General features: G+C 57.4%; 24 protein-coding genes. 11 read left to right on the top strand and 13 right to left on the bottom strand.

The genetic code is table 11. The features are described from left to right. Genes mnhG through ATG98_RS01325 form a run of 6 tightly spaced genes read left to right on the top strand, consistent with a single transcriptional unit; the run spans nucleotide 1 to nucleotide 6,096 of the window. Nucleotides 1-330: a monovalent cation/H(+) antiporter subunit G gene (mnhG, locus tag ATG98_RS01300; protein WP_416376590.1), complete on the top strand. Its 330-nt coding sequence runs from the start codon at nucleotides 1-3 to the stop codon at nucleotides 328-330. Next, nucleotides 320-1,228, top strand: a complete 909-nt coding sequence (locus ATG98_RS01305; protein WP_098419169.1) for an MnhB domain-containing protein — start codon at nucleotides 320-322, stop codon at nucleotides 1,226-1,228. The genes mnhG and ATG98_RS01305 overlap by 11 nt, the downstream gene beginning before the upstream one ends. Then, the gene (locus ATG98_RS01310; RefSeq protein WP_098419170.1) at nucleotides 1,225-1,512 is read left to right on the top strand and encodes an NADH-quinone oxidoreductase subunit K; all 288 of its coding nucleotides are present in this window, start codon (nucleotides 1,225-1,227) and stop codon (nucleotides 1,510-1,512) included. Before ATG98_RS01305 ends, ATG98_RS01310 begins: the two co-directional genes overlap by 4 nt. Further along, nucleotides 1,509-2,933 (top strand): complex I subunit 5 family protein, encoded by a 1,425-nt coding sequence (locus ATG98_RS01315; protein ID WP_098421970.1) that lies wholly within the window; start codon nucleotides 1,509-1,511, stop codon nucleotides 2,931-2,933. Before ATG98_RS01310 ends, ATG98_RS01315 begins: the two co-directional genes overlap by 4 nt. Next, nucleotides 2,930-4,447, top strand: a complete 1,518-nt coding sequence (locus ATG98_RS01320) for a complex I subunit 5 family protein (protein ID WP_098421971.1) — start codon at nucleotides 2,930-2,932, stop codon at nucleotides 4,445-4,447. Before ATG98_RS01315 ends, ATG98_RS01320 begins: the two co-directional genes overlap by 4 nt. Continuing rightward, the gene (locus ATG98_RS01325) at nucleotides 4,444-6,096 is read left to right on the top strand and encodes a complex I subunit 5 family protein (RefSeq protein WP_098421972.1); all 1,653 of its coding nucleotides are present in this window, start codon (nucleotides 4,444-4,446) and stop codon (nucleotides 6,094-6,096) included. Before ATG98_RS01320 ends, ATG98_RS01325 begins: the two co-directional genes overlap by 4 nt. Nucleotides 6,097-6,364: 268 nt before the next feature. Here the strand turns inward: ATG98_RS01325 and ATG98_RS01330 are convergent, their stop codons facing one another. The 3 genes from ATG98_RS01330 to ATG98_RS01335 form a co-directional block, all read right to left on the bottom strand. Next, nucleotides 6,365-6,703: a zinc ribbon domain-containing protein YjdM gene (locus ATG98_RS01330; protein ID WP_098419174.1), complete on the bottom strand. Its 339-nt coding sequence runs from the start codon at nucleotides 6,701-6,703 to the stop codon at nucleotides 6,365-6,367. 107 nt (nucleotides 6,704-6,810) lie between these two features. Next, nucleotides 6,811-6,969, bottom strand: coding sequence for a hypothetical protein (locus ATG98_RS21775; RefSeq protein WP_179888007.1), 159 nt, complete (start codon nucleotides 6,967-6,969; stop codon nucleotides 6,811-6,813). Between the two features lie 139 nt (nucleotides 6,970-7,108). Then, nucleotides 7,109-7,525: a GFA family protein gene (locus ATG98_RS01335; protein WP_098419175.1), complete on the bottom strand. Its 417-nt coding sequence runs from the start codon at nucleotides 7,523-7,525 to the stop codon at nucleotides 7,109-7,111. 188 nt (nucleotides 7,526-7,713) lie between these two features. Between ATG98_RS01335 and dacB the strand changes: the two genes are divergently transcribed. Beyond that, the gene (dacB, locus tag ATG98_RS01340; RefSeq protein ID WP_098419176.1) at nucleotides 7,714-9,261 is read left to right on the top strand and encodes a D-alanyl-D-alanine carboxypeptidase/D-alanyl-D-alanine-endopeptidase; all 1,548 of its coding nucleotides are present in this window, start codon (nucleotides 7,714-7,716) and stop codon (nucleotides 9,259-9,261) included. A gap of 53 nt (nucleotides 9,262-9,314) precedes the next feature. Here the strand turns inward: dacB and ATG98_RS01345 are convergent, their stop codons facing one another. Next, entirely contained in the window at nucleotides 9,315-9,584 is a 270-nt protein-coding gene (locus ATG98_RS01345; RefSeq protein WP_098419177.1) for a DUF2798 domain-containing protein, read from the bottom strand. Between the two features lie 114 nt (nucleotides 9,585-9,698). Here ATG98_RS01345 and ATG98_RS01350 point away from each other — a divergent pair, with 114 nt between their 5' ends. Further along, nucleotides 9,699-10,595, top strand: coding sequence for a DUF6279 family lipoprotein (locus ATG98_RS01350; protein ID WP_098421973.1), 897 nt, complete (start codon nucleotides 9,699-9,701; stop codon nucleotides 10,593-10,595). Nucleotides 10,596-10,620: 25 nt separating this feature from the next. Here ATG98_RS01350 and ATG98_RS01355 read toward each other — a convergent pair whose 3' ends face one another. From ATG98_RS01355 to ATG98_RS01375, 5 genes are all read right to left on the bottom strand, one after another. Continuing rightward, nucleotides 10,621-11,388, bottom strand: coding sequence for an SDR family oxidoreductase (locus ATG98_RS01355; RefSeq protein WP_098421974.1), 768 nt, complete (start codon nucleotides 11,386-11,388; stop codon nucleotides 10,621-10,623). 26 nt (nucleotides 11,389-11,414) lie between these two features. After that, complete coding sequence (locus tag ATG98_RS01360) at nucleotides 11,415-12,134, bottom strand: histidine phosphatase family protein (RefSeq protein ID WP_098421975.1); 720 nt, start codon at nucleotides 12,132-12,134, stop codon at nucleotides 11,415-11,417. Next, nucleotides 12,134-13,198, bottom strand: coding sequence for a phosphotransferase family protein (locus tag ATG98_RS01365; protein ID WP_098421976.1), 1,065 nt, complete (start codon nucleotides 13,196-13,198; stop codon nucleotides 12,134-12,136). The genes ATG98_RS01360 and ATG98_RS01365 overlap by 1 nt, the downstream gene beginning before the upstream one ends. Nucleotides 13,199-13,241: 43 nt before the next feature. Continuing rightward, on the bottom strand, nucleotides 13,242-14,063 hold the full coding sequence (locus tag ATG98_RS01370) for an SDR family oxidoreductase (protein ID WP_098424348.1): 822 nt from the start codon (nucleotides 14,061-14,063) through the stop codon (nucleotides 13,242-13,244). A gap of 175 nt (nucleotides 14,064-14,238) precedes the next feature. Then, a complete protein-coding gene (locus ATG98_RS01375; RefSeq protein ID WP_098419182.1) occupies nucleotides 14,239-15,447 on the bottom strand; it encodes an acyl-CoA dehydrogenase family protein in 1,209 nt (402 codons plus the stop codon). Between the two features lie 169 nt (nucleotides 15,448-15,616). Here ATG98_RS01375 and ATG98_RS01380 point away from each other — a divergent pair, with 169 nt between their 5' ends. Next, complete coding sequence (locus ATG98_RS01380; RefSeq protein ID WP_098424349.1) at nucleotides 15,617-16,549, top strand: LysR family transcriptional regulator; 933 nt, start codon at nucleotides 15,617-15,619, stop codon at nucleotides 16,547-16,549. On the opposite strand, the gene ATG98_RS01385 is transcribed toward ATG98_RS01380, so the two are convergent. Together ATG98_RS01385 and ATG98_RS01390 are read right to left on the bottom strand one after the other, a co-directional pair. Then, a complete protein-coding gene (locus ATG98_RS01385; protein WP_098419184.1) occupies nucleotides 16,543-16,899 on the bottom strand; it encodes a hypothetical protein in 357 nt (118 codons plus the stop codon). The genes ATG98_RS01380 and ATG98_RS01385 overlap by 7 nt on opposite strands. After that, nucleotides 16,881-17,303, bottom strand: coding sequence for a hypothetical protein (locus ATG98_RS01390; RefSeq protein WP_179888008.1), 423 nt, complete (start codon nucleotides 17,301-17,303; stop codon nucleotides 16,881-16,883). Before ATG98_RS01390 ends, ATG98_RS01385 begins: the two co-directional genes overlap by 19 nt. Before the next feature lie 181 nt (nucleotides 17,304-17,484). On the opposite strand from ATG98_RS01390, the gene ATG98_RS01395 reads away from it, so the two are divergent. Continuing rightward, a complete protein-coding gene (locus ATG98_RS01395) occupies nucleotides 17,485-18,639 on the top strand; it encodes an isocitrate/isopropylmalate dehydrogenase family protein (protein ID WP_098419185.1) in 1,155 nt (384 codons plus the stop codon). A 23-nt stretch (nucleotides 18,640-18,662) separates the two neighbouring features. Here ATG98_RS01395 and ATG98_RS01400 read toward each other — a convergent pair whose 3' ends face one another. After that, the gene (locus ATG98_RS01400) at nucleotides 18,663-19,232 is read right to left on the bottom strand and encodes a DUF1439 domain-containing protein (RefSeq protein WP_098419186.1); all 570 of its coding nucleotides are present in this window, start codon (nucleotides 19,230-19,232) and stop codon (nucleotides 18,663-18,665) included. A 93-nt stretch (nucleotides 19,233-19,325) separates the two neighbouring features. Continuing rightward, nucleotides 19,326-20,552, bottom strand: a complete 1,227-nt coding sequence (locus ATG98_RS01405; RefSeq protein WP_098419187.1) for a pyridoxal phosphate-dependent aminotransferase — start codon at nucleotides 20,550-20,552, stop codon at nucleotides 19,326-19,328. Between the two features lie 181 nt (nucleotides 20,553-20,733). On the opposite strand from ATG98_RS01405, the gene ATG98_RS01410 reads away from it, so the two are divergent. Beyond that, nucleotides 20,734-21,717: a D-2-hydroxyacid dehydrogenase gene (locus ATG98_RS01410; RefSeq protein WP_098419188.1), complete on the top strand. Its 984-nt coding sequence runs from the start codon at nucleotides 20,734-20,736 to the stop codon at nucleotides 21,715-21,717. Nucleotides 21,718-21,772: the final 55 nt, after the last annotated feature.

The following is a 21,772-nucleotide window of genomic DNA, read 5'->3' on the forward strand; positions in this document are numbered from 1 at the left end:
CTGAACACCTGGCTATGCTGGCTTAGCTGGCCGTTTTTGTTGGCCGGGTTATTTTTCTTTCTGGCCGGCACAGTCGGGCTGTTACGTTTTCCCGACGCCTACAGCCGCCTGCATGCCGTCACCAAGGCTGACACCCTGGGCCTGGGTTTGCTCGTGGTCGGCCTATCGCTGCGCAGCGATAGCTGGCAATCGGTCACTCAGATGCTGCTGGTCTGGCTGCTGGTCATGGCCTCCGGGGCGACTGCCTGCCAACTATTGGCGCGCTACCAGCGCGACGCGGACAGAGCTGACGCCAAAACCCTTCAGGAGCAATCTTCCGATGGCCACTGAACTGGTCTTCGATCTGACGCTGATTCTGTTGCTACTCGGCCTCGCTGGTGCGGCGCTGCACACGCGTAGTCTTTATACCTCCATTGTGCTGTTCATCGTGTTCGGTCTCATGCTGGCGCTCACCTGGGCCCGGCTGGGCGCTGTCGACCTGGCACTGGCGGAGGCTGCGATTGGTGCCGGACTGATCGGCGTCATGCTGCTCGCAGCGCTGGCTCGCAGCGCCGCAGAGTCGACCTCCCAACCAGCCCGTGTGCCGCTGGCGATCAGCTTGCTGCTCGCTGTGCTGGTGCTGGCGTTACTGATCCGCGCGATACAACCACTGGCGGACAGTAACAGTGTGCTACCCGCCCTGGTCGATACGCACCTGGACGAGAGTGGCGTGAGCCATCCGGTCACGGCGGTGCTGCTGAACTTTCGCGCCTGGGATACGCTGCTGGAGCTGGTGGTATTGTTACTAGCACTGATCGGCGTTCGCCAGCTGGGCCGCTCTGGTATGGCTTTACCGCCGGCCTGGCCACTGCTACGCGCTTGGAGCCGAATGCTCGCGCCGCTGACGATCATCGTCGGCGGTTACCTGTTGTGGCGCGGCAGCCATGCACCTGGCGGCGCCTTCCAGGCCGGGGCCGTGCTCGCTGCCGGCGCGGTCATGCTGCGCCTCGCCGGCCTGCTGCCCGCTATTCGCTGGAGCCGCTGGCCGGTCCGCGCGCTTATGTTGGGCGGCGTGGCGACCTTTGCCCTGGTAGCCGCTGGCACCCACTGGATGGGTGCCAGCTGGCTAACCTACCCGCCCGGGTGGGCTAAGCAGCTGATCCTGCTGATTGAAATAACCGCCACCCTATCGATCGCCACCAGCCTGACCGTTCTGGTGATCGGCGAAAACGAACACCCCGCGCCATGACCAATGCTCTGATTTATCTGTGTGGTGGTGTCACCCTCTGGGTGGTGGGCCTGCACGCGCTGCTGGTTCAGCGCAATGCGTTACGCCGGATCATGGCGGTAAATGTGATGGGCAGCGGTGTGTTCATGGTCATGGTCGCGCTGGCCAGCCGGGACGCAGCCGTCGACCCGGTATTGCAGGCCCTGGTCGTCACCGGCCTAGTGGTGGCGGCGAGTGCCACCGCCTTTGCCCTGCGCCTGGCAACCGCCGATCCGCTCGACAAAAACGAACCGGAACGCAAATGAGCGCGGCGTTGCTCAGCCTGCTGATCCCATTGATCTCCGCGCTGGTCTTGCTGCTGTTGCGGGTCCGCGCCGGCAGCCTGGTGATACTGGCGAATGCGACCAGCCTGGGGTGCGCGGCACTGGCCCTGTACCAGGTCGTTATCAACGGCACACAGCAGCTCAATCTCGGCGGCTGGGAAACGCCGCTGGGGATACGCTTCGAGCTCGGCCCGCTCACCGCTCTGCTGCTGGTGTTTACCGCCCTGATTCATCTGCTGGTGGCGATTTATGCCCAACGCAGCCGTCACAGTCAGACCCGTGATACCGACTTCTGGCCCCTCTCCTGTCTGCTGCATGCCAGCCTGGGCGCACTTTGGCTGTCCCGCGATCTGTTCAATTGGTATGTCACCCTGGAACTGCTCGGGCTGGTCGCGGTGGCAATGGTGATTCTCTCTGGGCCGAGGTCACACGTACCAGCGCTACGCTATCTGCTGCTGTCCCTCGCCGCATCGCTGTGTTACCTGCTCGGCGTCGCACTGCTCTACGGCCAATACGGCGTGCTGGATATACGTGCGCTCGCCGGTGTCACATCCAATGACCAGGTCACGCGCCTGGCTCTGTTACTGCTGACGCTGGGGTTGATGGTAAAAGCCGCACTCTGGCCTTTGCATCAATGGCTTCCGGCTGCCCACGCTGCTGCGCCTACGGCGGTCAGCGCACTGCTCTCGGCGCTGGTGGTAAAGGGCCCCCTATTCATCCTCTGGATGCTCTGGGATAACGTGGCTCCAGTAGAGCTCGCCAGGCAGGCGGGTATCTTCTTCGCGGTTGCCGGTATTGCCGCCCTGGTCAGCGGCGGTCTGGCTGCACTGCGCACACCCTGGATCAAGGTGCTGGTGGCGTACTCCACGGTCGCCCAGCTAGGCTATGCCCTGCTGGCCCTGGGTCTGTTGCTGTATTGGCAGGATGCGAACATGTCTATCGCGCTGTGGCTGTTCGTGATTGCCCACGGCCTGGCCAAGGTGTCGATGTTCCTGGCCGCCGGCGAGATGCAGGCGACGCTGAGAAGCCGGCATGTCAGCGCGCTCAAGGGGGCCAGCCAGACCATGCCGATCGCCATGTTCGCGTTCGCAGTCGCCGGCGGCAGTCTGATCGGCTTGCCGCCCAGCGGCGGTTTCGTGGCCAAATGGGTGCTGCTGCAACCGCTATTTCTGGAACCTGCCCGCTGGCCCTGGGCGCTGGGCGTGCTGCTTGGCACTCTGGCCAGTGCCGGCTATGTATTCCGGGTGGTGGCCATCGCGTTTGATCGTGCCGACCCCAACCCGCCGAATTATGATTCCGATGTCTCGGCCCAGTGGCTCGCGATGTTGCCTGCCCTGATTGTGTGGGCCATGGCCTTGATGAGCGAGCCGCTGATCAATTGGTTCCGTGAGGTGGGGCTGTGATAACCGCCTGGACCACCCTGCTGCCGCCGGCAATCATACTCAGCTCGCTGTTGCCCGGCTTGGTCATATTCAGCCTGCGCGAAGATCAGGTGAAGCTGCGCATCGGCCTCAACCTGTTCGCCGTCATCCTCAAGCTATGCCTGGTCGGGGTGATGCTCTGGGGCGTCAATCAGGGGCTGGATTTTCGCTTCGCCATTGGCTTCCTGCCCGGTGGTGGCCTGGTGCTGCAGGGGGGTGCCACCTCGTTGCAGTTCGTTACCCTGTCCTCGGTGCTGTGGCTGGCAACTACCATCTATGCGATCGGCTATCTCGAGGATTCGCCACTGCGCTCACGGTTCTTCGGCTATTTCAGCCTGTGCGTCAGCGCGACGGTGGGCTTGGCTCTGGCCGGGAATCTGGTCACCTTTCTGCTTTTCTACGAACTATTGACGCTAGCAACATTTCCGCTGGTCGTCCACCGGGGCACGCAGAAAGCGTTGCGCGCCGGACGTGTTTATCTTGCCTACACACTGGGTGGCGGCGCGCTTCTATTGATGGGCATTGCACTGTTGCACAGCATCACAGGCAGCCCCGAATTCCAGGCAGGTGGCTACCTGGGGCCCCTGCTCGATGCTCATCGGCCCAGCCTGATACTCGCCTTCGCCCTGATGATCAGTGGTCTGGGCGTCAAGGCTGCATTGATCCCCTTACATGGCTGGTTGCCCCAGGCGATGGTCGCACCGGCTCCGGTCAGCGCTCTGCTACATGCTGTCGCGGTGGTCAAGGCTGGCGCCTTCGGCATCGTTCGGGTGGTCTATGACGTTTATGGCGTTGAGCAGGTGCAGGCGCTCGGACTGGCAATGCCACTGCTGGCTCTCGCAGCGGCAACGATCCTGTACGGTTCATTTAAGGCGTTGCAGCAGCAGGAATTGAAGAAAAGACTGGCCTACTCCACCATCAGCCAGGTGTCCTACATCACCCTTGGGGTCGCGCTGATGGGCCCGATCGCCGCGGTTGGCGCGCTGGCGCATCTGGTACACCAGGGCCTGATGAAGGTGACGCTGTTCTACTGCGCCGGCAATTTCGCAGAAACCCTGGGCATCCATCGGATAAACGAAATGAACGGAGTCGGCAAGCGTATGCCGCTGACAATGACTGCGTTCACATTAAGCGCATTGGGCATGATCGGCGTACCGCCAACCGCCGGCTTCATCAGCAAGTGGTATCTGGGCCTGGGCGCCCTGGAGGTCGGGCAGGATTGGGTGTTGCTGGTGCTGGTGCTTTCTGGTCTGCTCAATGCCGCCTACTTCCTTCCCCTGATCTATCGAGGCTGGTTTGCCGAGCCGCCGACGCAATGGCCGGAGGAACACGCCCTGGGTAACGGACGACCGGGGCTGGGAGAAACCCACTGGATGCTGCTCGCACCGGTACTGTTCACCGCAACGCTGGCCCTGTTGGCCGGCGTGCTGGCTGGCAGTGAGCTAAGCCCGCTGGCCTGGAGCCAACTGATCATCAATCGGCGGTTCGGCTTATGAGTGCTCTATTCTGGTTACTTGTGCCCCTCTCCCCGCTACTCGCGGGCGCCCTGCTGTGGCGCTGGCCAAATCGCATCGGCCCCTGGCTGTGGCTATGTTGTTTACCGGCACTGCTACTCAGCCTGTGGCCCGCTCCAACACTGGAGCCGGGAATACTCTGGCCGGGGGCAGCATGGGCCGCGGAGGATCTGCTCGCTCGCGCCTGGCTGGCATTCAGTGCACTACTCTGGGGCTGCGCAAGCCGTTTCGCGCACACCGATCTGGTCGGCGATCAACACCGTTTTCGCTTCTGGTCCAGCTGGCTATTATCCCTGAGCGGAAATCTGCTACTGGTAATAGCCCAGGATGCCGCCAGCTTCTATGTGGGTTTCAGTTTGATGAGTCTGGCCGCCTACGGGTTGATCGTGCACGAGCGCGGCCCTGCACCCCGCCAGGCGGGACGGCTCTACCTGCAACTGGCCATTTTAAGCGAAATGCTGATTTTCGCCGGCATGCTGTTGCGTATTCACGAAGCTGGCGGCGCGCTGGAGCTGGCGGCCTGGCAAGCCGTCCCTGTCGGCTCGCTGACAGCAATCGTACTGCTGGTTGGTTTCGGTCTGAAGGCCGGTTTCTGGCCACTGCACGTCTGGCTTCCACTGGCTCACCCGGCTGCACCGGCGGCCGCCAGCGCAGTGCTGTCCGGCGCAATGATCAAGGCGGGGATTCTGGGTTTATGGCGGTTCCTGCCAACGCAGGACCCCTGGCTGCAAAACGTCGCCCTGGCGCTATTGGCGATCGGCGCCATCAGCGCATTCTACGGTGTGGCTCTGGGGCTGATACAGAGCAGGGCCAAAAGCGCCCTGGCCTATTCGTCGGTCAGTCAGATCGGCTACCTGCTGGTGGTACTTGGCCTGGCCTGGTTGCATCCGGAGTCCACTGCCGCGGCTGCGACGCTATTGGCTCTTTTTGGCGTGCACCATGGTCTGGCCAAGGGTGCCTTGTTCATGGGTGCAGGCCTGGCAAGTCACTATCGGCTCAGCCCTCTGCACTGGCTGTTGATGGCTTTACCGGCAATGGCACTGGCGGGATTGCCGCTGACCAGTGGTGCGGCAGTCAAGATATTGCTCAAGGATGCGGTTTATGCCAGTGACGTCAGCCACTGGCTGATGCTATTGACAGCAGGCTCCGCAGCAACAGCAATGCTCTTGCTGCGCGCCCTCTGGCTAATGTGGCGGCACCAGCCTGAAGGCCGCGCCGCTTCCCCCCCGAAGGGTCAGTTACTACCCTGGGCATTGCTCTGCGTAATGCCGGCTCTGCTGCCGTGGCTTTGGCCCGAATTGCGCGAAGCGCTGGTAGCCAGCCTGCCGATAAAAACCTTGTGGTCGGCAAGCTGGCCACTGCTCGTGGCCGCGGCGGCCGCCTGGGCAGTCCACCAGTCTGGCTGGACCATTCCCGGGGCACTGCAGAAGTTGCCCAATCCAGCCCGAGCCGGATCGCTCAAGCTCAAGCGAATCATGCAGCGCCCGCCCGTGCCAGCAGTTGAAACGGAGATCCGGCGCCATCGCTGGCGCGACGTCGAGCGGCGCTGGAATCGGCTGTGGGGCAGCGGAGCCGTGATCACCAGCGCCTGGATCATTACTCTGCTGCTGCTCCTGGGCTGGCTGGGCTGAACAGTGTCAGCAGCCCTGCCAATGCTTCCGGCGGGACTGCCTCGCCATTGATTTGTCTGGGTGAGTCACTAGGCTACAGGTCCGTGCAACAGCTAACTTAGACATAGCCTTTAATAAAGCCAAAAAAGAAGCTTCCGCTAGGGTTGCAGGTTTTGCCGTCTTTTCACGGTGGTCATTTGGGATTAGCCATCTGCGACAAATACCTTATTTTAAGTCGCATATAGCAGCTAACTCTCAGATTTTCACAACCTGGAGCACATACCCCGCATCAGACTCTCTTGACGAACTCCGACTTCAGTTTCATCGGTCCAATACCGTCTATTTTGCAGTCAATATCGTGATCACCACCAACCAACCTTATACTTTTAACCTTTGTGCCCACTTTCACCACCAGCGAAGAACCCTTCACTTTAAGGTCTTTAATGACCGTTACGCTGTCGCCGTCTTGCAGTTCGTTGCCGTTGGCATCACGGATCATTTTCTCTGATTCTGCGGCGGCAGCCTCGGTTTCGCTCCACTCGTGGCCGCACTCCGGACACACCAACTGGGCGCCGTCTTCGTAGGTAAATTCAGAGGCGCATTGGGGGCAAGGTGGCAACTGTGACATGGCAGGTTTCCTCGGTGATTGAATAGGGTGCGCATTATAGCAGAATCACCCCCGACCCAGTCACACCGAGCAGCACTTGATCTGAGTGTTAACGTGATAGATCACTTTTACAAAGGAACTTGACCGGTCAGAGCCAGCGCGGCCAGCACAAGGCAGATAAACAAACCCGCAATTCCGGCAATTTTCAGCCCACCCATCAATTCCTGTTCCGGCGTCATAGCACTTCCTTGATTCCAGATGTATCCCAATTCAGCATTGGCCAACATTAAAGTGTCTTATGATGGCGCCGCTCATACGTGCGCAGTCACAAACATCAGTGAGACGTCACACAAACAATTTAATGCGAATAATTATTATTTGCAATTAATTTATCAGAACTGCCCCTAGCCAAATTGCCCATACAACTCAATGGGGGTCGTTCGTGCGCTCCGTCTTATCAAACTGTGGTAGCGAATCGGTGATCTGAAACCAGTCTGACTGCGCGTTTACATATACGTGTTGGGCCGCGACTTTGCCCAAAGGTTTTTCCAGCGCGCCTACCCGCAGCCGCAAAATGGCGGGAATGGCGTCTACCCTGCTATACAGCTGAGAGCCGCAGCGGCCACAAAAGCCGCGGTATTTGCCCGGACTGGAAGCGTATTCTTTTAGCTGGTCTGCGCCGATCAACCACTGCATGTGAATGGCCTGTGCCGGCGCGCTGGCAGAAAACGCACTACCGTGCGCTCGCTGACACTGTTTGCAGTGGCACAAAACCACCGGGCCCAAAGGGCCGTCATACTCAAACTGGACGTCGCCACAAAGACACTGGCCGCTATACGCCATTAATAGATCCCTCTCGTCAAACAGTTGTTCATTCAATGTCCTTTTATAAAAAAAATAACGAGCTAGAAAGAATATTTAATGTTTTGCCGAGCTTTGTGAATGGTAGCTCTGCGGAAAATAGGCTACTGTTAAATGTGTCGAAAGTTTAATCAATACGCAACGCCCGCCATGCAACTTCGGACCCTATTATGCCAAGCTCGTTATCCCCTGTGAACGCGTTTACTGCCTTGCCGGCTTCGGTTCGCCGCTTGCGTGGATTGGCGTTCGCTGCGCTGCTGGCGTGGCCGGTGCCTCAGGCCTTGGCCACAGATACAAATGGCCAAAGCGCGATGGCGCAGGCAGGCGCATGGAACGGCACTATGCGGGCCTATGCAACCAAATCACTGAACAGCGACAGCGCTTTGAGCATGGCTGCTATACCCATGAATGGGCCGGGCCTGGAGCAGTTTATCAATGCCGACACCCTGATGAGCCCTGGCTCCATCATGAAAGTCCTGACCACCTACGCCGCTTTGGAAATTCTGGGCCCCAACTACACCTGGGACACGGACTTTCTCACTGACGGTGACATGTCCGACAGCACGCTCAACGGCAACCTGTATGTACGCTTTGGCGGTGACCCGAAACTGACCTTCGAGCGGCTCTGGGAAACACTCAGAGAACTTAGGGATATGGGCATAACCCACGTCAATGGCGACCTGATTCTGGACGGCAGCTATTTTCAGATTGACGGTGGCTTTCCACCTTTCCAGGACAACGGCAGCAACCCCCACGCCCCGTTTCTGGTGGAACCCTCTCCGTATTTGACCAACCTCAATTTGAGCCAGCTGGAGGTTCGCTCAGACGAACGCGGCACCCGCGCTTGGAGCACACCGAACCTGGCTGAAGTGGTGATCGACAACCAGGTGATCAGCTCCGCCAAAGGTAACTGCCCCGGCCGCGGCTCATTCACCTGGACACCGGTTTTTCACAGTGACCAAAGTGTGACCGTAACGGTTAAAGGCACGCTGCCCAAGGGCTGTCGAACCACACGCTATTTGTCTTTGCAATCCCATGAGCGCTACAGCGCATCAATGATCCGCTCGCTACTGGCAGAAATGGGCGTACAAATCAGCGGTATCAACAGCGTGGGCATTACGCCCGAGAACGCCAAACTGGTTATGCGCACAACCTCACCCGACTTGGTGACCACGGTACGCGACATCAATAAATGGAGCAGTAACGTGATGGCGCGCCAGCTGCTTCTGGGTATTGGCGCAGAAAAGCGCAGAGCCACCGACAACGACGACCGGGTAGCCGCTATTCGCGCTATTTACAGCTGGCTGGAGGGCAAAGGTATTAACACCACCGGCATGGTGATCGACAACGGAGCCGGCTTAACCCGGCACGGTCGCATCAGCGCTCGCCAGGGCGTAGACATTCTGAGAAATGCGTGGAATAGCCGTTATTCAGCGGATTTGATGGCGTCTATGCCATTGATTGCAATGGACGGCACCATGGCCCGCAGGCTACGGAATACTGGTATGAAAGGGGAAGGCCGGATTAAAACCGGTTACCTGGAAAACGTACGCTCCATTGCCGGTTTTACCCGCGACGAAAACAACACCACCTGGGCTGTGGTGGGCATGGTTAATCACAATCCAGCCTGGAATGGTCAAGCGGTGCTCGACCGCATTCTGTATTCACTGCACCACAAACCGCCAGTGCCCACCACCCTGTCGCAATCCTCGCCCTAAAACAATTGTCGCATTGTGCCGGTATGGACAACTAACCGAGAAGCCCGCAGCACCTAGATGTCAAAGGGCTTTTCAGATTTTTGACCGGTAATCTGGCGCAGAGTGAACTCGGTCAGCTTGCCCGCTATGGGCGCGATAAATGTCACCAGTGGAAAAGCCACGCCCCAAGCCACAAGAAACGCACGCAACCAGCGGAACGCAAACTGAGCATCCAGCCCGGTATTCATAAAAGTAATTACCCCAGACATCAACAACGACATCATGCAGGACATGTAAAAACCAAAAATTAGCTGGCGCACTCGGGCAGATCTGAAGCGAGACATTAACATTCCTGTAGCGTCTGAAAGCAAACGGCTGTCGTATTTAGTTTAGCTGCTATAACGTATTTAGATGTCGTACGTATAGTAATAAGTAAGCGATCTTTTAGGTAGCTCTGAATGCTTGATTCCTCTCGGCCACGGCGTATCAAACCTGCAATACTTCTACGATGGGCAGTCACGCTGGTTTTAGTGCTTGCGATTGCCGGTTGTAGCTCTGCCAGGCTGGCTTACCGTTACGCGGACTGGGGCACGGTGTGGTGGATGGAAGACTATGTATCACTCACCGGCGCCCAACAGCAAGCCCTTGAACAGGGCGTTCGCGATTTTCGCCAATGGCATTGCAGCCGGGAGCTGCCCCGTTACGAACGTTGGTTAAGCACCGTTATAGCCGATGCAAATACAGCTGTACTGACGGATTCAGGGCGTATGGAGTTCCACCAGGAGCAACTGCTTGGCTTGCTGCCAGCACTCACCGAAAAAGCGACACCCATGGTAGTGGCCTTTCTTAAAACATTGAGTGACGAGCAGGTTCGGGAATTGGCGGCTAATATGGCCGACCGCCAGCAAGAGCTAGAGCAGGACTTGCTGAAGCGCTCGCCGGAAGCCACTGCCTCGGCTCGCGCCGAACGAACCGCGGAACGTCTTGAATCGTGGCTGGGCGACTTCAGTGATGATCAGTATTTCCGCATTCAGCGCTGGTCTGCAGCCCAAGCCGGCCAAACCGATATCTGGTTGGAAGGCCGCGAGCGCTGGCAGCAAGCGTTTCTGGCAGCCCTGCAACAGCGCCAGCAGGCAGAGTTCGCCAGCGTTATCTCCGATTTGTTGCAAAACCCCGAACAGGCACGTGGGCTGGATTACCAGCAGACCATGGCACAAAGCAAAAATGCGATGGCCACGCTGTTAAGCGACCTGCTGGCAATGGGTGGCGAACCTGCCCTGAAACACGTCAAAGCCAAGGCCACTGAACTGAAGAGCGACGTTGACGTACTCACCTGCCAGCTGCCTACAGCCTGAGGCAGTGCCATTCCGAAGCGCCAACTCAAATGGTTAAATAGCCACCGTCAGCGTTCACACAAGCACCGGTGGTGTAACTGGATGCAGCCGATACCAGATACAGCACTGTGCCCGCCATTTCGTCTGGGCTGGCTACCCGCTTCATGGGTATGTGCGCCATCGCCTGCTTTTTAATTGCTTCGTTGCTGGTCAGCGCGCTGGCAAATTTTGTATCGGTCAGCCCGGGTAAAAGCGCGTTCACCCGTATGTTTTTTGGCCCCAATTCCATGGCGAAAGACTTGGTCATGGAAATCACTGCGGCCTTGGTAATGGAATAAATACCCTGGAAATGGCCCGGGTTAACGCCGTTCACCGACGCCACATTCACAATGGCCCCGCCGCCGTGCTTTTTCATGAGCTGTGCACCCTTGGCGCACATAAAAAAGTAACCGCGAATATTCACATCCACGGTTTTATTGAAGGCGGCCATATCGGTGTCTTCCACCGGCCCAAAATAGGGGTTGGTAGCAGCGTTATTCACCAGAATGTCCAACTTACCGTGCTTTTGCTCTATATGTTCCCAAACCGCGTCAATCTGGTCCATTTCGCCAATATGGCAGGCGAAGGCCTCTGCGCTGCCGCCAGCGTTGCGAATACTGCTGGCCACCAACTCGCAGCCGTCCAGTTTGCGACTGCTGACAATCACGTGGGCGCCTTGGGCGGCTAGTGTGCGGGCGATGCTCTCGCCAATACCGCGGCTGGCACCGGTGATTAACGCGATTTTTCCGTTCAGATCAAACAAATTCGTGCTCATGGATTCCCCTGTTTTTAGCGAAATTGTTAGCGAAAGGTTACCAGGGCGGGGTCTTCCGCCTCCAGGTGGCTGTAATTGTTGAACACTGCCAAACTGCGCCGACTGTCGCTATGGCGCCTGCGGCTACTATAGAGCACTCGGGTAACGCTGGTGTTGGCGATCATGCTGTTCAAGTCCAGAGTGCGTTCATCGCTCAGATCGAGCAGCGCTTGCACGATCACTGCAATGGGGCCACCCGAGGTTGCAACCAACAGGTCACTACCCGCGGCGTAGCTGATTGCCTCATCTAGCGCTGCCAAAACCCGCGCCTTAAACCCGGGCCAACTTTCCGCGTATTCGTGATCAAAGCGGCCACTGGCCCAGCGCTGGACGGCCGCGACAAACTCCACTTGAAACATTTTAGCTGGCGCAGCCAACGCAGCCAGATCCCGCGTCATCACGCTATGGTCCTGCCACTGGGGCCGGTGGCGGTGAATCAGCGCCACATGATCAAACTCATCAAAACCGGACGCCACCTGCATAGCTGGCAGGCCGTCACCAAAACCGCTAGCCATAGCCTCCACGGTTTCCCGGTGACGCCGTAACGTCCCGCCAAACACCACCTGCGGCTTTGCTGTCGCCGCTTGCAAACACCTCAGTGCGCGCCCCAGCACCCGCCCCTGCTGCCAGCCGATTTGCGAGAGGCGATCGTAATCTTCCGCACCAAAACTGGCCTGGCCGTGGCGCACCAGATAGATCGTTGCCATTACAGACTGCTCTTTGAAATCAGCTTCTCACAGCGCATTTGCAAATAATTGGCGGCCTGACCAAACATCGCAAAACGCTTGTCGGCAGTCTGGCCGTGGTAATAGCGGGTGTAGATCTGCTGAACAATCACCGCCAGCCGAAACAGACCATAAACCTCGTAGAAATCGAAGTTTTCGATCTGTCGTCCTGATTGTTGCGCGTAATAGGTGACCACCTCGTCACGAGTCAGCATACCTGGCTGATGGGTTGGCTGACGCCGCAACATTTTGAACGACGCTTCGTCATCCGCCTGTACCCAATAAGCCAGACTGTTGCCCAGATCCATCAGCGGATCGCCAATGGTGGCCATTTCCCAGTCCAGCACGCCGATCACCTCAAACAGGTTGTCAGGATTCAGCACCACATTGTCGAAACGGAAATCGTTGTGGATGACCACCTGGGCGACATCGCCTGGCATCTTTTCATTCAGCCATTGCATTACCGCGGCAAAATCGCCTACGTCATCGGTTCGGGCTTTTACAAATCGCTCGCTCCAGCCACCAATCTGGCGCTGCACGTATCCTTCGCCCTTTCCAATATGGCTCAGGCCCGCGGCTTCGGCATCCACCTTGTGCAGCTCAACCAACTTATCGATCACGTTCTTGCAAAGTGTACGAACGTCTTCTGCTGGCATAGCCAGATCCGCAGGGAAATCCTGGCGTAGAATCACGCCTTCAAGGCGCTGCATTACGTAAAAATCACAGCCCAGAACGCTGTGGTCGTCGCAGGTAGCAACAATCTCCGGCACATAGCTGTACACCGGCTTGAGCGCTGCCATCACGCGGGCTTCGCGCAGCATATCGTGGGCTGAACGGGCAATCTTGCCGAGCGGCGGTCGGCGCAGCACAAACGAACGCGGGCCGTAATCCACCTGATAGGTCAGGTTAGACGCCCCACCGGGATACTGGCGAATTACCGGCTCGCCCTGCAGATTAGCCACCGCCTGCTTCATAAAGCGATCGACCGCTGAGGCATCCAGCTCCTCGCCATCGCGCACCGCCACCGCCTGATCAACCTGACTCATTATATCCACTCCCGTTTTACAAAATTCGACCGTGCCGGCACCTTCAGGATTTGGGCTTCGCACTCATCTTTTTAATCCAGCTCTTACTGCCCTGATGCATCAGCCAGTCAAAAGCCCAGGGGGCGTGGCGCTTGAGCACCCACATACGGCGCTCCTTAACGTGGGGCAGAACCCAGAAAGTGTTGCTTTGAACCGCCCGAAAAATATCATCGGCCACGTCTTCCGCAGAAATCGTGGAACGCTTCATCAACTTGGCGACATTGCCCTGAATACCGGGAATCACCGAACGCATACCTTCGGTCAGATTGGTCTGAAAAAACGCCGGGCATACACAACTGACCTGAATACCGTTCTCGCGCAGCTCCTGGCTCATGGTTTCCGACAGAGCAATGACACCGGCCTTGGACACGTTGTAGCTGTTCATCATCGGCGCCAGCATCAGGCCCGCCATAGACGCAATATTCACAAACGTTCCCGCGCCCTGCTGTTTGAACAAAGGCGTAAACGCCTTACAGCCCCGCACTACGCCCAGCACATTAATGTCCAGAATCCACTCCCAGTCCGCCATCGGCGTGTCTTCAATAGACCCGGCCGACGCCACACCGGCGTTATTCACCACAATATCCACCCCGCCCCAACGCGCGGCCAGATCCTCCCGAACCCGCTCCAGATCCTTCAGCCGGCGAACATCACAATCCACGTAATAGCCCTCACCTCCGGCCTTACAAATCTCCTGCTCCACCAAGGCGCCTTGCTGCGGGTTTACATCGCCAATACACACCTTCGCACCCTCACGGGCATAACGCAGCGCAATCGCCCGCCCCAACCCACTGGCCCCACCGGTAATAAACACTCTTTTTGTCATAATTATGTCCTGATGTGTGGAAAATACGACCTTACAATCGCCGAAGCCGAAGAGCAGCTTGCCGATGTAGCGGATGAAACTGTGCGGAGCCATGGATGGCGGAGCCCAAGCCGCGCAGGGAGCCTTGAGGCGTGTTTCAGCCGTTACGTCGGCAAGCTGCCAGACTCCGGAGCAATCAGTTATATTTACGCAACTCAAGCCGAGCCACCATAGCCCGATGCACCTCATCCGGCCCGTCCGCCAAACGCAACACCCGCGCATACGCGAACAACGCCGTCAGCGGAAAATCATCATCACTCACACCAGCCCCACCGTGAATCTGAATAGCGTCATCCACAATCGTCTGCAGCATCTGCGGCACCAGCGCCTTGATCATCGACACCTCCTGCAATGCTCCAGCGATGCCCTTGGTATCCAACGCCCAGGCGCACTTCAGCGTCAACAAACGCGCCTGCTCGATGGCCATACGCGCGTTGGCAATCTTGTCCACGTTGCCCCCCAGTTTAGCCAAGGGCCGACCGAACGCCTCGCGGGATAGCGCCCGTTTAATCAACAACTCCAGCGCCCGTTCGGCAGCGCCAATGGCACGCATGCAGTGGTGCACCCGCCCCGGCCCCAAACGGCCCTGGGCAACCTCAAAGCCGCGGCCAGGCCCGGCAATAAAAGCAGAGACCGGCAGTCGCACATTATTAAACGCCACCACGCCATGGCCGTAAGGCTCATCAAAGGCACCAAATACCGGCAACATGCGCTCAATGCTGACACCCGGCGCATCCATCGGCACCAACACCATCGAATGACGACGGTGCTTGGCAGCCTCCGTATCGGTTACGCCCATAAAAATGGCGACCTTGCAGTCCGGATGACCCACACCTGTACTCCACCACTTGCGCCCGTTCAGCACCACCTCATCGCCGTCCACCGTGGCAGTGGCCGCCATGGTCGTCGCGTCTGACGAGGCGACGTCGGGTTCGGTCATACAAAAGGCCGAACGAACTTCACCACTCAGCAGACGCGGCAGCCATTCCGCTTTTTGCTGGTTTGAACCATAGTGGATCAGCACCTCCATGTTGCCTGTGTCAGGCGCGTTGCAGTTGAAGATTTCCGGCGCAATAAAGCTGCGTCCGGTCTCCTCGGCAATCAGCGCGTAGTCGGAATTCAGCAGGCCACAACCGTAGGTGTCATCGGGGAAAAACAGATTCCACAAGCCTTGCTCACGGGCTTTGGCCTTCAGTTCGCGGATAACGGGCAGCACTACCCAACGGTTATCCAGCGCCGCCAACTCCCGGTGGTACTGTGCTTCTACCGGAACAATCTCGTCGGCCATGAAGCGTTTTACCCGCTCCAGATAATCCTGGCCCTTGGCTGAAATTGAAAAATCCATTGCTTTACCTCCTACGCTGACTGAGCGCTACTGACACCCGCGGTTTGCGACTGCTGTTCAGTGTACCCAGAAGCAGTGTAGGCACAGGCAAAGTATTACGCGACTGAATTATTCTTATCCTTTACCATTAGTAAAATTGATATCACTGCGCATCTCGGGGATGAAAAACATGGCGGCAAACCGGCCAGACCTGAATCTGCTTCAGGTTTTTGACACTATTTATCGCGAGGGCAGTCTGACCCGCGCCGCCAAGACCCTGCACCTGACCCAGCCTGCGCTCAGCCACTCGCTGGCGCGGTTGCGGGCCTGGTTTAATGACCCACTGTTCAGCCGCCAGGGCAATCGTATGGTACCTACGCCGCTGGCCACCCGATTTATAGACTCCATGCGGCCAGGGCTCAACCAGATACACAGCGCCGTCGCTCAGTTCCATAGCTTTGACCCGGCACATCAGCGTAAGACGTTTTCGCTGGCTCTGCGCGACATTTTGGAATCGACATTTTTGCCCCACCTGATGACGCAGCTAGCGCCCTATCCGGATCTGGACATTGTTAGTCAAAGAGTGGCGCGCCGGGACATGGAAAGCCAACTGGCGGCGGGAAAACTGGATTTTGCAATTGACGTGCTGCTGCCGGTGAGCGAACACACCGGCCACCAATGGTTGCACCAGGACCCGCTGGTGGTTCTGGCGCGCAAAGACCACCCGTGGGTGACTATGGCGCCGACTGAGACCAGTAGCGAGTTATCGGCTGAGCGCTATTTGGCAGCGTACCTGCAAGCACAGCACGTACTGGTGTCGTCGCGGGCCACAGGTTCAGGAGTGGAGGATTTCGAGTTATCAAGACTGGGACTGCAGCGGGATATACGCTTGCGCTGTCAGCACTATTTTGCAGCTTGCCGGGTGGTGGCCAACACTGCACTGTTGCTGACCATGCCGGCGTCTTACGCGCGGCTACTGGCCAGCCATCATGACCTTGCCGTTATGCCAACTCCGGCGCCATTTCCGCCGGTGAATGTTCATTTATACTGGCACAAAGCCTATGAGCAAGAACCCGCACTGGTGTGGTTTCGCCAAAAACTGATACGTGACCCACCTCAATAGGCGCCCACCAGCCCCAGAAAACCGAAGAAGCCGACCGCAGTGATGCCCAATGAGGCAGCCACAATCGCAAACCCCCACCAAATTGCCTTACCCGGGTCAACGGCCAGACCATACCCGCGCAAGGCGCGGTAAAATGCCAGGGGCCCCAATACAAAAGCGCCCCCAATGGCAAACACCAGGCCCACACTGATACCCAAAAATGTCCAGGTGGCCAAGTTGTTGGCGCGCTCCTGCAGCTGTTCGGTAACACCCTGACGCTGCAAAAACAGTCGGCAAAACAGCCAAACCAGAGCGAACAAAATGGCCACAAAAACGGCGCCACCAATAACGGTCAAAATACGATAAAACACACACACCTGCCTTGGTAGAAAGAAATAAACAAAACGCTTGTGCAGTGCACAGGCACAAGTTCGAGAAAATTACTCCTCCGGAAAAAAAGGTTCCGGCAGTTCTTCAAAGCCTGGCCGGGCAAACAAGTAGCCCTGAAACTGGCTGATGCCCTGTTGCCGAAGCCAGCAATATTCCTCCATGGTTTCCACCCCCAGGCGATCACTTGGCTAACCCGTTGGTCCGACATGACCAGCATACCGGTAACCACTGCCAGTTGGTTATCATTATGCTCATTACCACGCAACAGAGTCATATACTGCTTAATCAAGTTCGGCGGACTGGCAATCACCAGGCTGATGCGCGAATGAAAAAGCGACATCCAAACCTTCGTCACAGCCACATTCGTCACACCGGCTTTTTTCATATAGTTTTTCAGACAACGTCATTACCCTCTCTGCGTATATTTATGTAGGATTACGACACATTACCAACTCAGCCGTAAATAACTCATCGAGTCGGCCGGTGGCATTGGCTGCCATCACAGCTACACTCATCACAACGACGCTAACGTAGCGCTTTTTTTGTTTACCAACCAAGGAGTTTGAATGTCTGCTACAACCAACATCGCTATCACACCCGGCGACGGTATTGGCCCGGAAGTGGTCAATCAAGCCGTTCATTGTCTTGAGTTACTACGCCAGCGCTTCAAACTGGATCTGGGTTGGCACCAATTCCCCTGGCCCTCACACCATTGGCACCAGCAACACGGCGAATCCATGCCTGCTGACGCTCTGGATCAATTGCGCGCTTTTGATGCCATTTTGTTGGGCGCCTTGGGCGACCCTGGCCCGGTGACCGATCGCAATCGTTATCTGTTGTCTGACAGCGTGTCGCTGGCGCCCTTACTGCAGATCCGTAAGGGCTTTGACCAGTGGGTTTGCGAGCGGCCCGCGCGCTTGCTGCCCGGCGCTCGCCAGTACCTGGCGGACGATCGCGCACGCGACATCGACATGCTGGTCATTCGGGAAAACTCAGAGGGAGAATACGTCAGCCAGGGCGGGCGCCTGCGCCAGGGTACGCCCCATGAAGTGGCTACCCAGATTGAAGTATTTACCCATTTCGCCAGCGAACGCATCATTCGTTACGGCTTCGAGCAGGCCCGCGCCCGAGCCATTCACCGCAAGCAACACGACGAGACACGCCAGTTTCAGACATTAGATGGCCGCGTCTGTGAAAGCCAGGTTTGCCTCGTCACCAAACGCAACGCCTTGCGTTACTGGGGTGATCTTTATACCGAAGTGTTTGAGCGCATGAGCCTGGAATACCCGGATGTGGCAACCCATCATGAGCTGGTGGATGCCGCCTGCATGAAGTTCGTGCAGAGCCCGTGGGCGTTTGATGTGGTGGTGGCCAGCAATCTGCAGGGCGATATTTTAACCGATCTGGCTGCGGTGCTGTCCGGCGGCTTGGGGGTGGCACCATCCTGCAACCTGAACCCCACCGACCCAAGCATGCCGTCGATGTTCGAGCCCACTCATGGCAGCGCGCCGGATATTGCCGGCCAGGGCCTTGCGGACCCCACGGCCATGCTATTCACCACCGCGCGCATGCTGGATTGGTTAGCTCGTAAAGATCCGGCTATGGCCGCGGCAGGCCATGCCCTGTTTGAGGCCACAGCCGCAGACCTGGCAAAGCACGGCGGCAAGCGACGATCAACCGCAGAGATCGGCGCAGCCGTTTGTGCACGGTTAAGCGCCTGACCTAAAAGTAAACACCGCTGTGCCTAGTCGGCCATAACAAACTCAAGCCGGCCTGGCGCTAAGCGGATATCCATGGGCACCATGCCAAACAGTCGCTGGGCCATGCTGCTATCGTCTAAGCGATATATCGGCATGGTTTCCAGCATTTGCGCCACTACCCGCATAACCGTGTCGGTAACGGGCTTAAGGTCACCGCGGAACAGTGGTGATTCAACGTTGCTTTCCAATAATTGTAAACGACGAAGATACACCGCCTTTTCAGCGCTGTCATAAACCGGAGCACCTTCAAGCTTCAACGAGATATCCACTGGCAGTTTTGCCATCAACACATTGAGAGCTACTTGGCCCTTCAACCCTATTACGACTACGTCACGACCGTCAGGGCCAAGGGTGATGTCCGCGTCATTCAAGCTCAGACTTAATGGCGAGCCGTTTTGCAACTGCTTGCGATCATAATCGCGCACAGCATCCTGCAGGTGGCGTTCAAGCTCACCTTCGGACACTGCGTAAGGAGAAAGGCTGGCGCAACCGCTGGCCAGAACGGCCAGCAAAACAATGCACAACCAGCGTGTGGTGTTCGAAAATCCGATCATTAATGTTGCCTCCGTGGGTTCGGGCTCTATCCTGACCCACGGTTGCCAAGCGGGCAAGTCCCGCTTGGCATTATTGTTGCGCCGACAAAAAAGCTAGAAATTCTGCTTTGCCATCCACGGAATGATACGGTCAAATGCTGCATCCAGCTTTTCACAGGTGGTTGAAAAGCTGAAACGCAGGGCATTGGTGCAGCCCTCGCCAAAGGAATCTCCGGGCACGGCACAGACCCCGGTTTCTTTTAGCATTCGCAACGCCAAGTCGGTGCCATCCACATGGGGGGGTAAATCCGGAAAGGCATAGAAAGCCCCACCCGGCTTGTAGCCGGTCAAATGCGGCGTCTGGGCGATCAGTTCAACAACCTTGTCGCGACGCTCGCGGTAAATATCGACCATGTTCTTTACGCATTGCTGATCGCCGGTTAATGCTGCCACACCGGCGAACTGGGCCGGCGTGTTCGCCACCGACGTGGTAAACATGTGATAGCGCCGCAGCGACTTGATGGCCGCTTGGCTGGAGATTACCCAGCCAACTCTAAGGCCCGCCATGCTGTAAGTTTTGGAGAAACTGCTGATGCACATGATGTTGTCCAGATCCACCGCGCAGGTTAAAACACTGGCAAATTCATCGTCATCAAAAATCAGGTGATCGTAAACCTCGTCGGCATAAACCTGAATGCCGCGATAGGCACATTCTTCCAAGATGGCTTCCACGGTTGAACGCGGATACACCGCTCCGGTGGGGTTGTTCGGATTATTCAGAATCATCGCGTAGGTGCGCGGCCCAATCGCTCGGATAACGTCGTTTGGATCTAACTGGTGGTTGTTTTCCACGTGAGTCGGCACATATTTCACCTCGCCACCGTTCATACGGATCAGCGGTGCATACAGCAGAAAAGACGGATCTGTCACCAGAAACTGACGCCCGGGTGCGGCGGTTGCGGCTATAGCCAGGTACATGGCTTCGGTGGCGCCATTGGTCACCAGGATATTGTCGCGAGTAAGCTTGCGGTTGTAACGTTTGCTGTAATAGTCGCGCAAAGCCGTTACCAATTCTGGCAAGCCCGCATCCATGGTGTAGCCGGTTTGGCCGGCATGAAGAGCATCTACGTAAGCGTCAATGATGTGTTTGGGCGTGGGTAGATCTGGCTGGCCAATGGACAGATGAATCACGTCTTTCATGGTGGCCGCCAGATTCACCATGCGACGAATACCGGGTATGGGAACCGCCTGCATCGCAGGGTTCCAGCTGGCTTTGGTTTTGCGGTATTTGACGGTTCTGCTTCTAGCCTGGCCGCTTTCGTGGTTGGCGGACGCCACCATAAGTTATCTCCTGCAAGCTGCGACGACGTGAGACGGAAAATTCCGCTGTAACTGCAGGTTAGCCTCGTTAGGCAGGCTCTACAAGCACGCATCTACAGGTTGACCCCAGCCTATGCGCTGTCCAGACTGTAAGCACACTCGTTAATCCATTCACGCTCCAGGGTTCAAGGGAAAAACACTCATGGCCACACAGAAAAAACCGGTGATTACCATTCTGACTGCGCCCGGTGATCCGCAACCCGAGGGCTTACATGCTTTGCGGTCGCGCGTAGAAATACGTCACGCCTGGGACGAGAGAACACTGAAGAACACCTTGCCCGGTACCTCGGTGATGTTGGTCACTGATTTTCGCACAGAAGCGCTGGAAGCCGCCTGGCACTGCGCCAATGAGCTGCGTTGGATTCACGCCACCAGCGCCGGCGTGGATGCGCTTATGTTTCCGGCGCTGGTGAGCAGCAAGGTGATGGTCACCAACGCCCGCGGCATTTTCGATCGCACGATTGCCGAGTATGTATTGTGCACCATTCTCATGTTTGCCAAAGACTTCCCGGCATCGTTGCGATTTCAGTCAGCGCATCGCTGGCAGCACCGCGACACGGAAAGAGCAGAAGGCAAACACGTGCTGGTGGTGGGTGCCGGCTCCATCGGTCGACAAATTGCCCGTCTAACGAAGGCCATCGGCATGAACCCCCATGGCATCGCCCGCAGCGCCCGCCCGCAAGATGCAGACTTCGTTGCGGTACACGCCAACGATCAGCTCCATGAGCAACTTGGCAAAGCCGATTACGTGGTCATTGCGGCACCGCTGACACCACAAACCGAGGGCCTTTTTGACAGCGCCGCCTTTGCCGCGATGCGAAAAAGCGCACGCCTGATCAACATTGGTCGCGGCCCGATTGTTAAAACCGATGACCTGATCGCCGCTTTGGAACAGGGTCAGATTGCCGGTGCCGCGTTGGACGTGTTTGAAGAAGAACCGCTGCCGGCCGACCATCCGCTATGGGATCGGGAAAACGTAATCATGACGGCCCATATGGCCGGCGATTTTATTGGCTGGCGGCGGGCTCTGGTGGATCAGTTCCTGCAGAACTTTGATCGCTGGCACCAGAATAAAGAGGTGTTCAATCGCGTTGATAAAGGATTGGGCTACGCCGCCAAAGGCTGAACATACGGCGCCGAACAAAAACAGAAAGAAACAAAAAAGCCGACGGCTGTGACAG

Source organism: Marinobacter sp. LV10R520-4 (assembly GCF_002563815.1).
In the GTDB taxonomy this organism is placed as follows: Bacteria; Pseudomonadota; Gammaproteobacteria; order Pseudomonadales; family Oleiphilaceae; genus Marinobacter.

Excerpts from the sequence above, each read along its gene's own strand:
- ATG98_RS01305 (WP_098419169.1), top strand. The coding sequence starts at position 320 with ATGGCCACTGAACTGGTCTTCGATCTGACGCTGATTCTGTTGCTACTC.
- ATG98_RS01310 (WP_098419170.1), top strand. The coding sequence starts at position 1,225 with ATGACCAATGCTCTGATTTATCTGTGTGGTGGTGTCACCCTCTGGGTG.
- ATG98_RS01315 (WP_098421970.1), top strand. The coding sequence starts at position 1,509 with ATGAGCGCGGCGTTGCTCAGCCTGCTGATCCCATTGATCTCCGCGCTG.
- ATG98_RS01325 (WP_098421972.1), top strand. The coding sequence starts at position 4,444 with ATGAGTGCTCTATTCTGGTTACTTGTGCCCCTCTCCCCGCTACTCGCG.
- ATG98_RS01330 (WP_098419174.1), bottom strand. The coding sequence starts at position 6,703 with ATGTCACAGTTGCCACCTTGCCCCCAATGCGCCTCTGAATTTACCTAC.
- ATG98_RS21775 (WP_179888007.1), bottom strand. The coding sequence starts at position 6,969 with ATGTTGGCCAATGCTGAATTGGGATACATCTGGAATCAAGGAAGTGCT.
- ATG98_RS01335 (WP_098419175.1), bottom strand. The coding sequence starts at position 7,525 with ATGGCGTATAGCGGCCAGTGTCTTTGTGGCGACGTCCAGTTTGAGTAT.
- dacB (WP_098419176.1), top strand. The coding sequence starts at position 7,714 with ATGCCAAGCTCGTTATCCCCTGTGAACGCGTTTACTGCCTTGCCGGCT.
- ATG98_RS01345 (WP_098419177.1), bottom strand. The coding sequence starts at position 9,584 with ATGTCTCGCTTCAGATCTGCCCGAGTGCGCCAGCTAATTTTTGGTTTT.
- ATG98_RS01350 (WP_098421973.1), top strand. The coding sequence starts at position 9,699 with ATGCTTGATTCCTCTCGGCCACGGCGTATCAAACCTGCAATACTTCTA.
- ATG98_RS01355 (WP_098421974.1), bottom strand. The coding sequence starts at position 11,388 with ATGAGCACGAATTTGTTTGATCTGAACGGAAAAATCGCGTTAATCACC.
- ATG98_RS01360 (WP_098421975.1), bottom strand. The coding sequence starts at position 12,134 with ATGGCAACGATCTATCTGGTGCGCCACGGCCAGGCCAGTTTTGGTGCG.
- ATG98_RS01365 (WP_098421976.1), bottom strand. The coding sequence starts at position 13,198 with ATGAGTCAGGTTGATCAGGCGGTGGCGGTGCGCGATGGCGAGGAGCTG.
- ATG98_RS01370 (WP_098424348.1), bottom strand. The coding sequence starts at position 14,063 with ATGACAAAAAGAGTGTTTATTACCGGTGGGGCCAGTGGGTTGGGGCGG.
- ATG98_RS01375 (WP_098419182.1), bottom strand. The coding sequence starts at position 15,447 with ATGGATTTTTCAATTTCAGCCAAGGGCCAGGATTATCTGGAGCGGGTA.
- ATG98_RS01380 (WP_098424349.1), top strand. The coding sequence starts at position 15,617 with ATGGCGGCAAACCGGCCAGACCTGAATCTGCTTCAGGTTTTTGACACT.
- ATG98_RS01390 (WP_179888008.1), bottom strand. The coding sequence starts at position 17,303 with ATGAAAAAAGCCGGTGTGACGAATGTGGCTGTGACGAAGGTTTGGATG.
- ATG98_RS01395 (WP_098419185.1), top strand. The coding sequence starts at position 17,485 with ATGTCTGCTACAACCAACATCGCTATCACACCCGGCGACGGTATTGGC.
- ATG98_RS01400 (WP_098419186.1), bottom strand. The coding sequence starts at position 19,232 with ATGATCGGATTTTCGAACACCACACGCTGGTTGTGCATTGTTTTGCTG.
- ATG98_RS01405 (WP_098419187.1), bottom strand. The coding sequence starts at position 20,552 with ATGGTGGCGTCCGCCAACCACGAAAGCGGCCAGGCTAGAAGCAGAACC.
- ATG98_RS01410 (WP_098419188.1), top strand. The coding sequence starts at position 20,734 with ATGGCCACACAGAAAAAACCGGTGATTACCATTCTGACTGCGCCCGGT.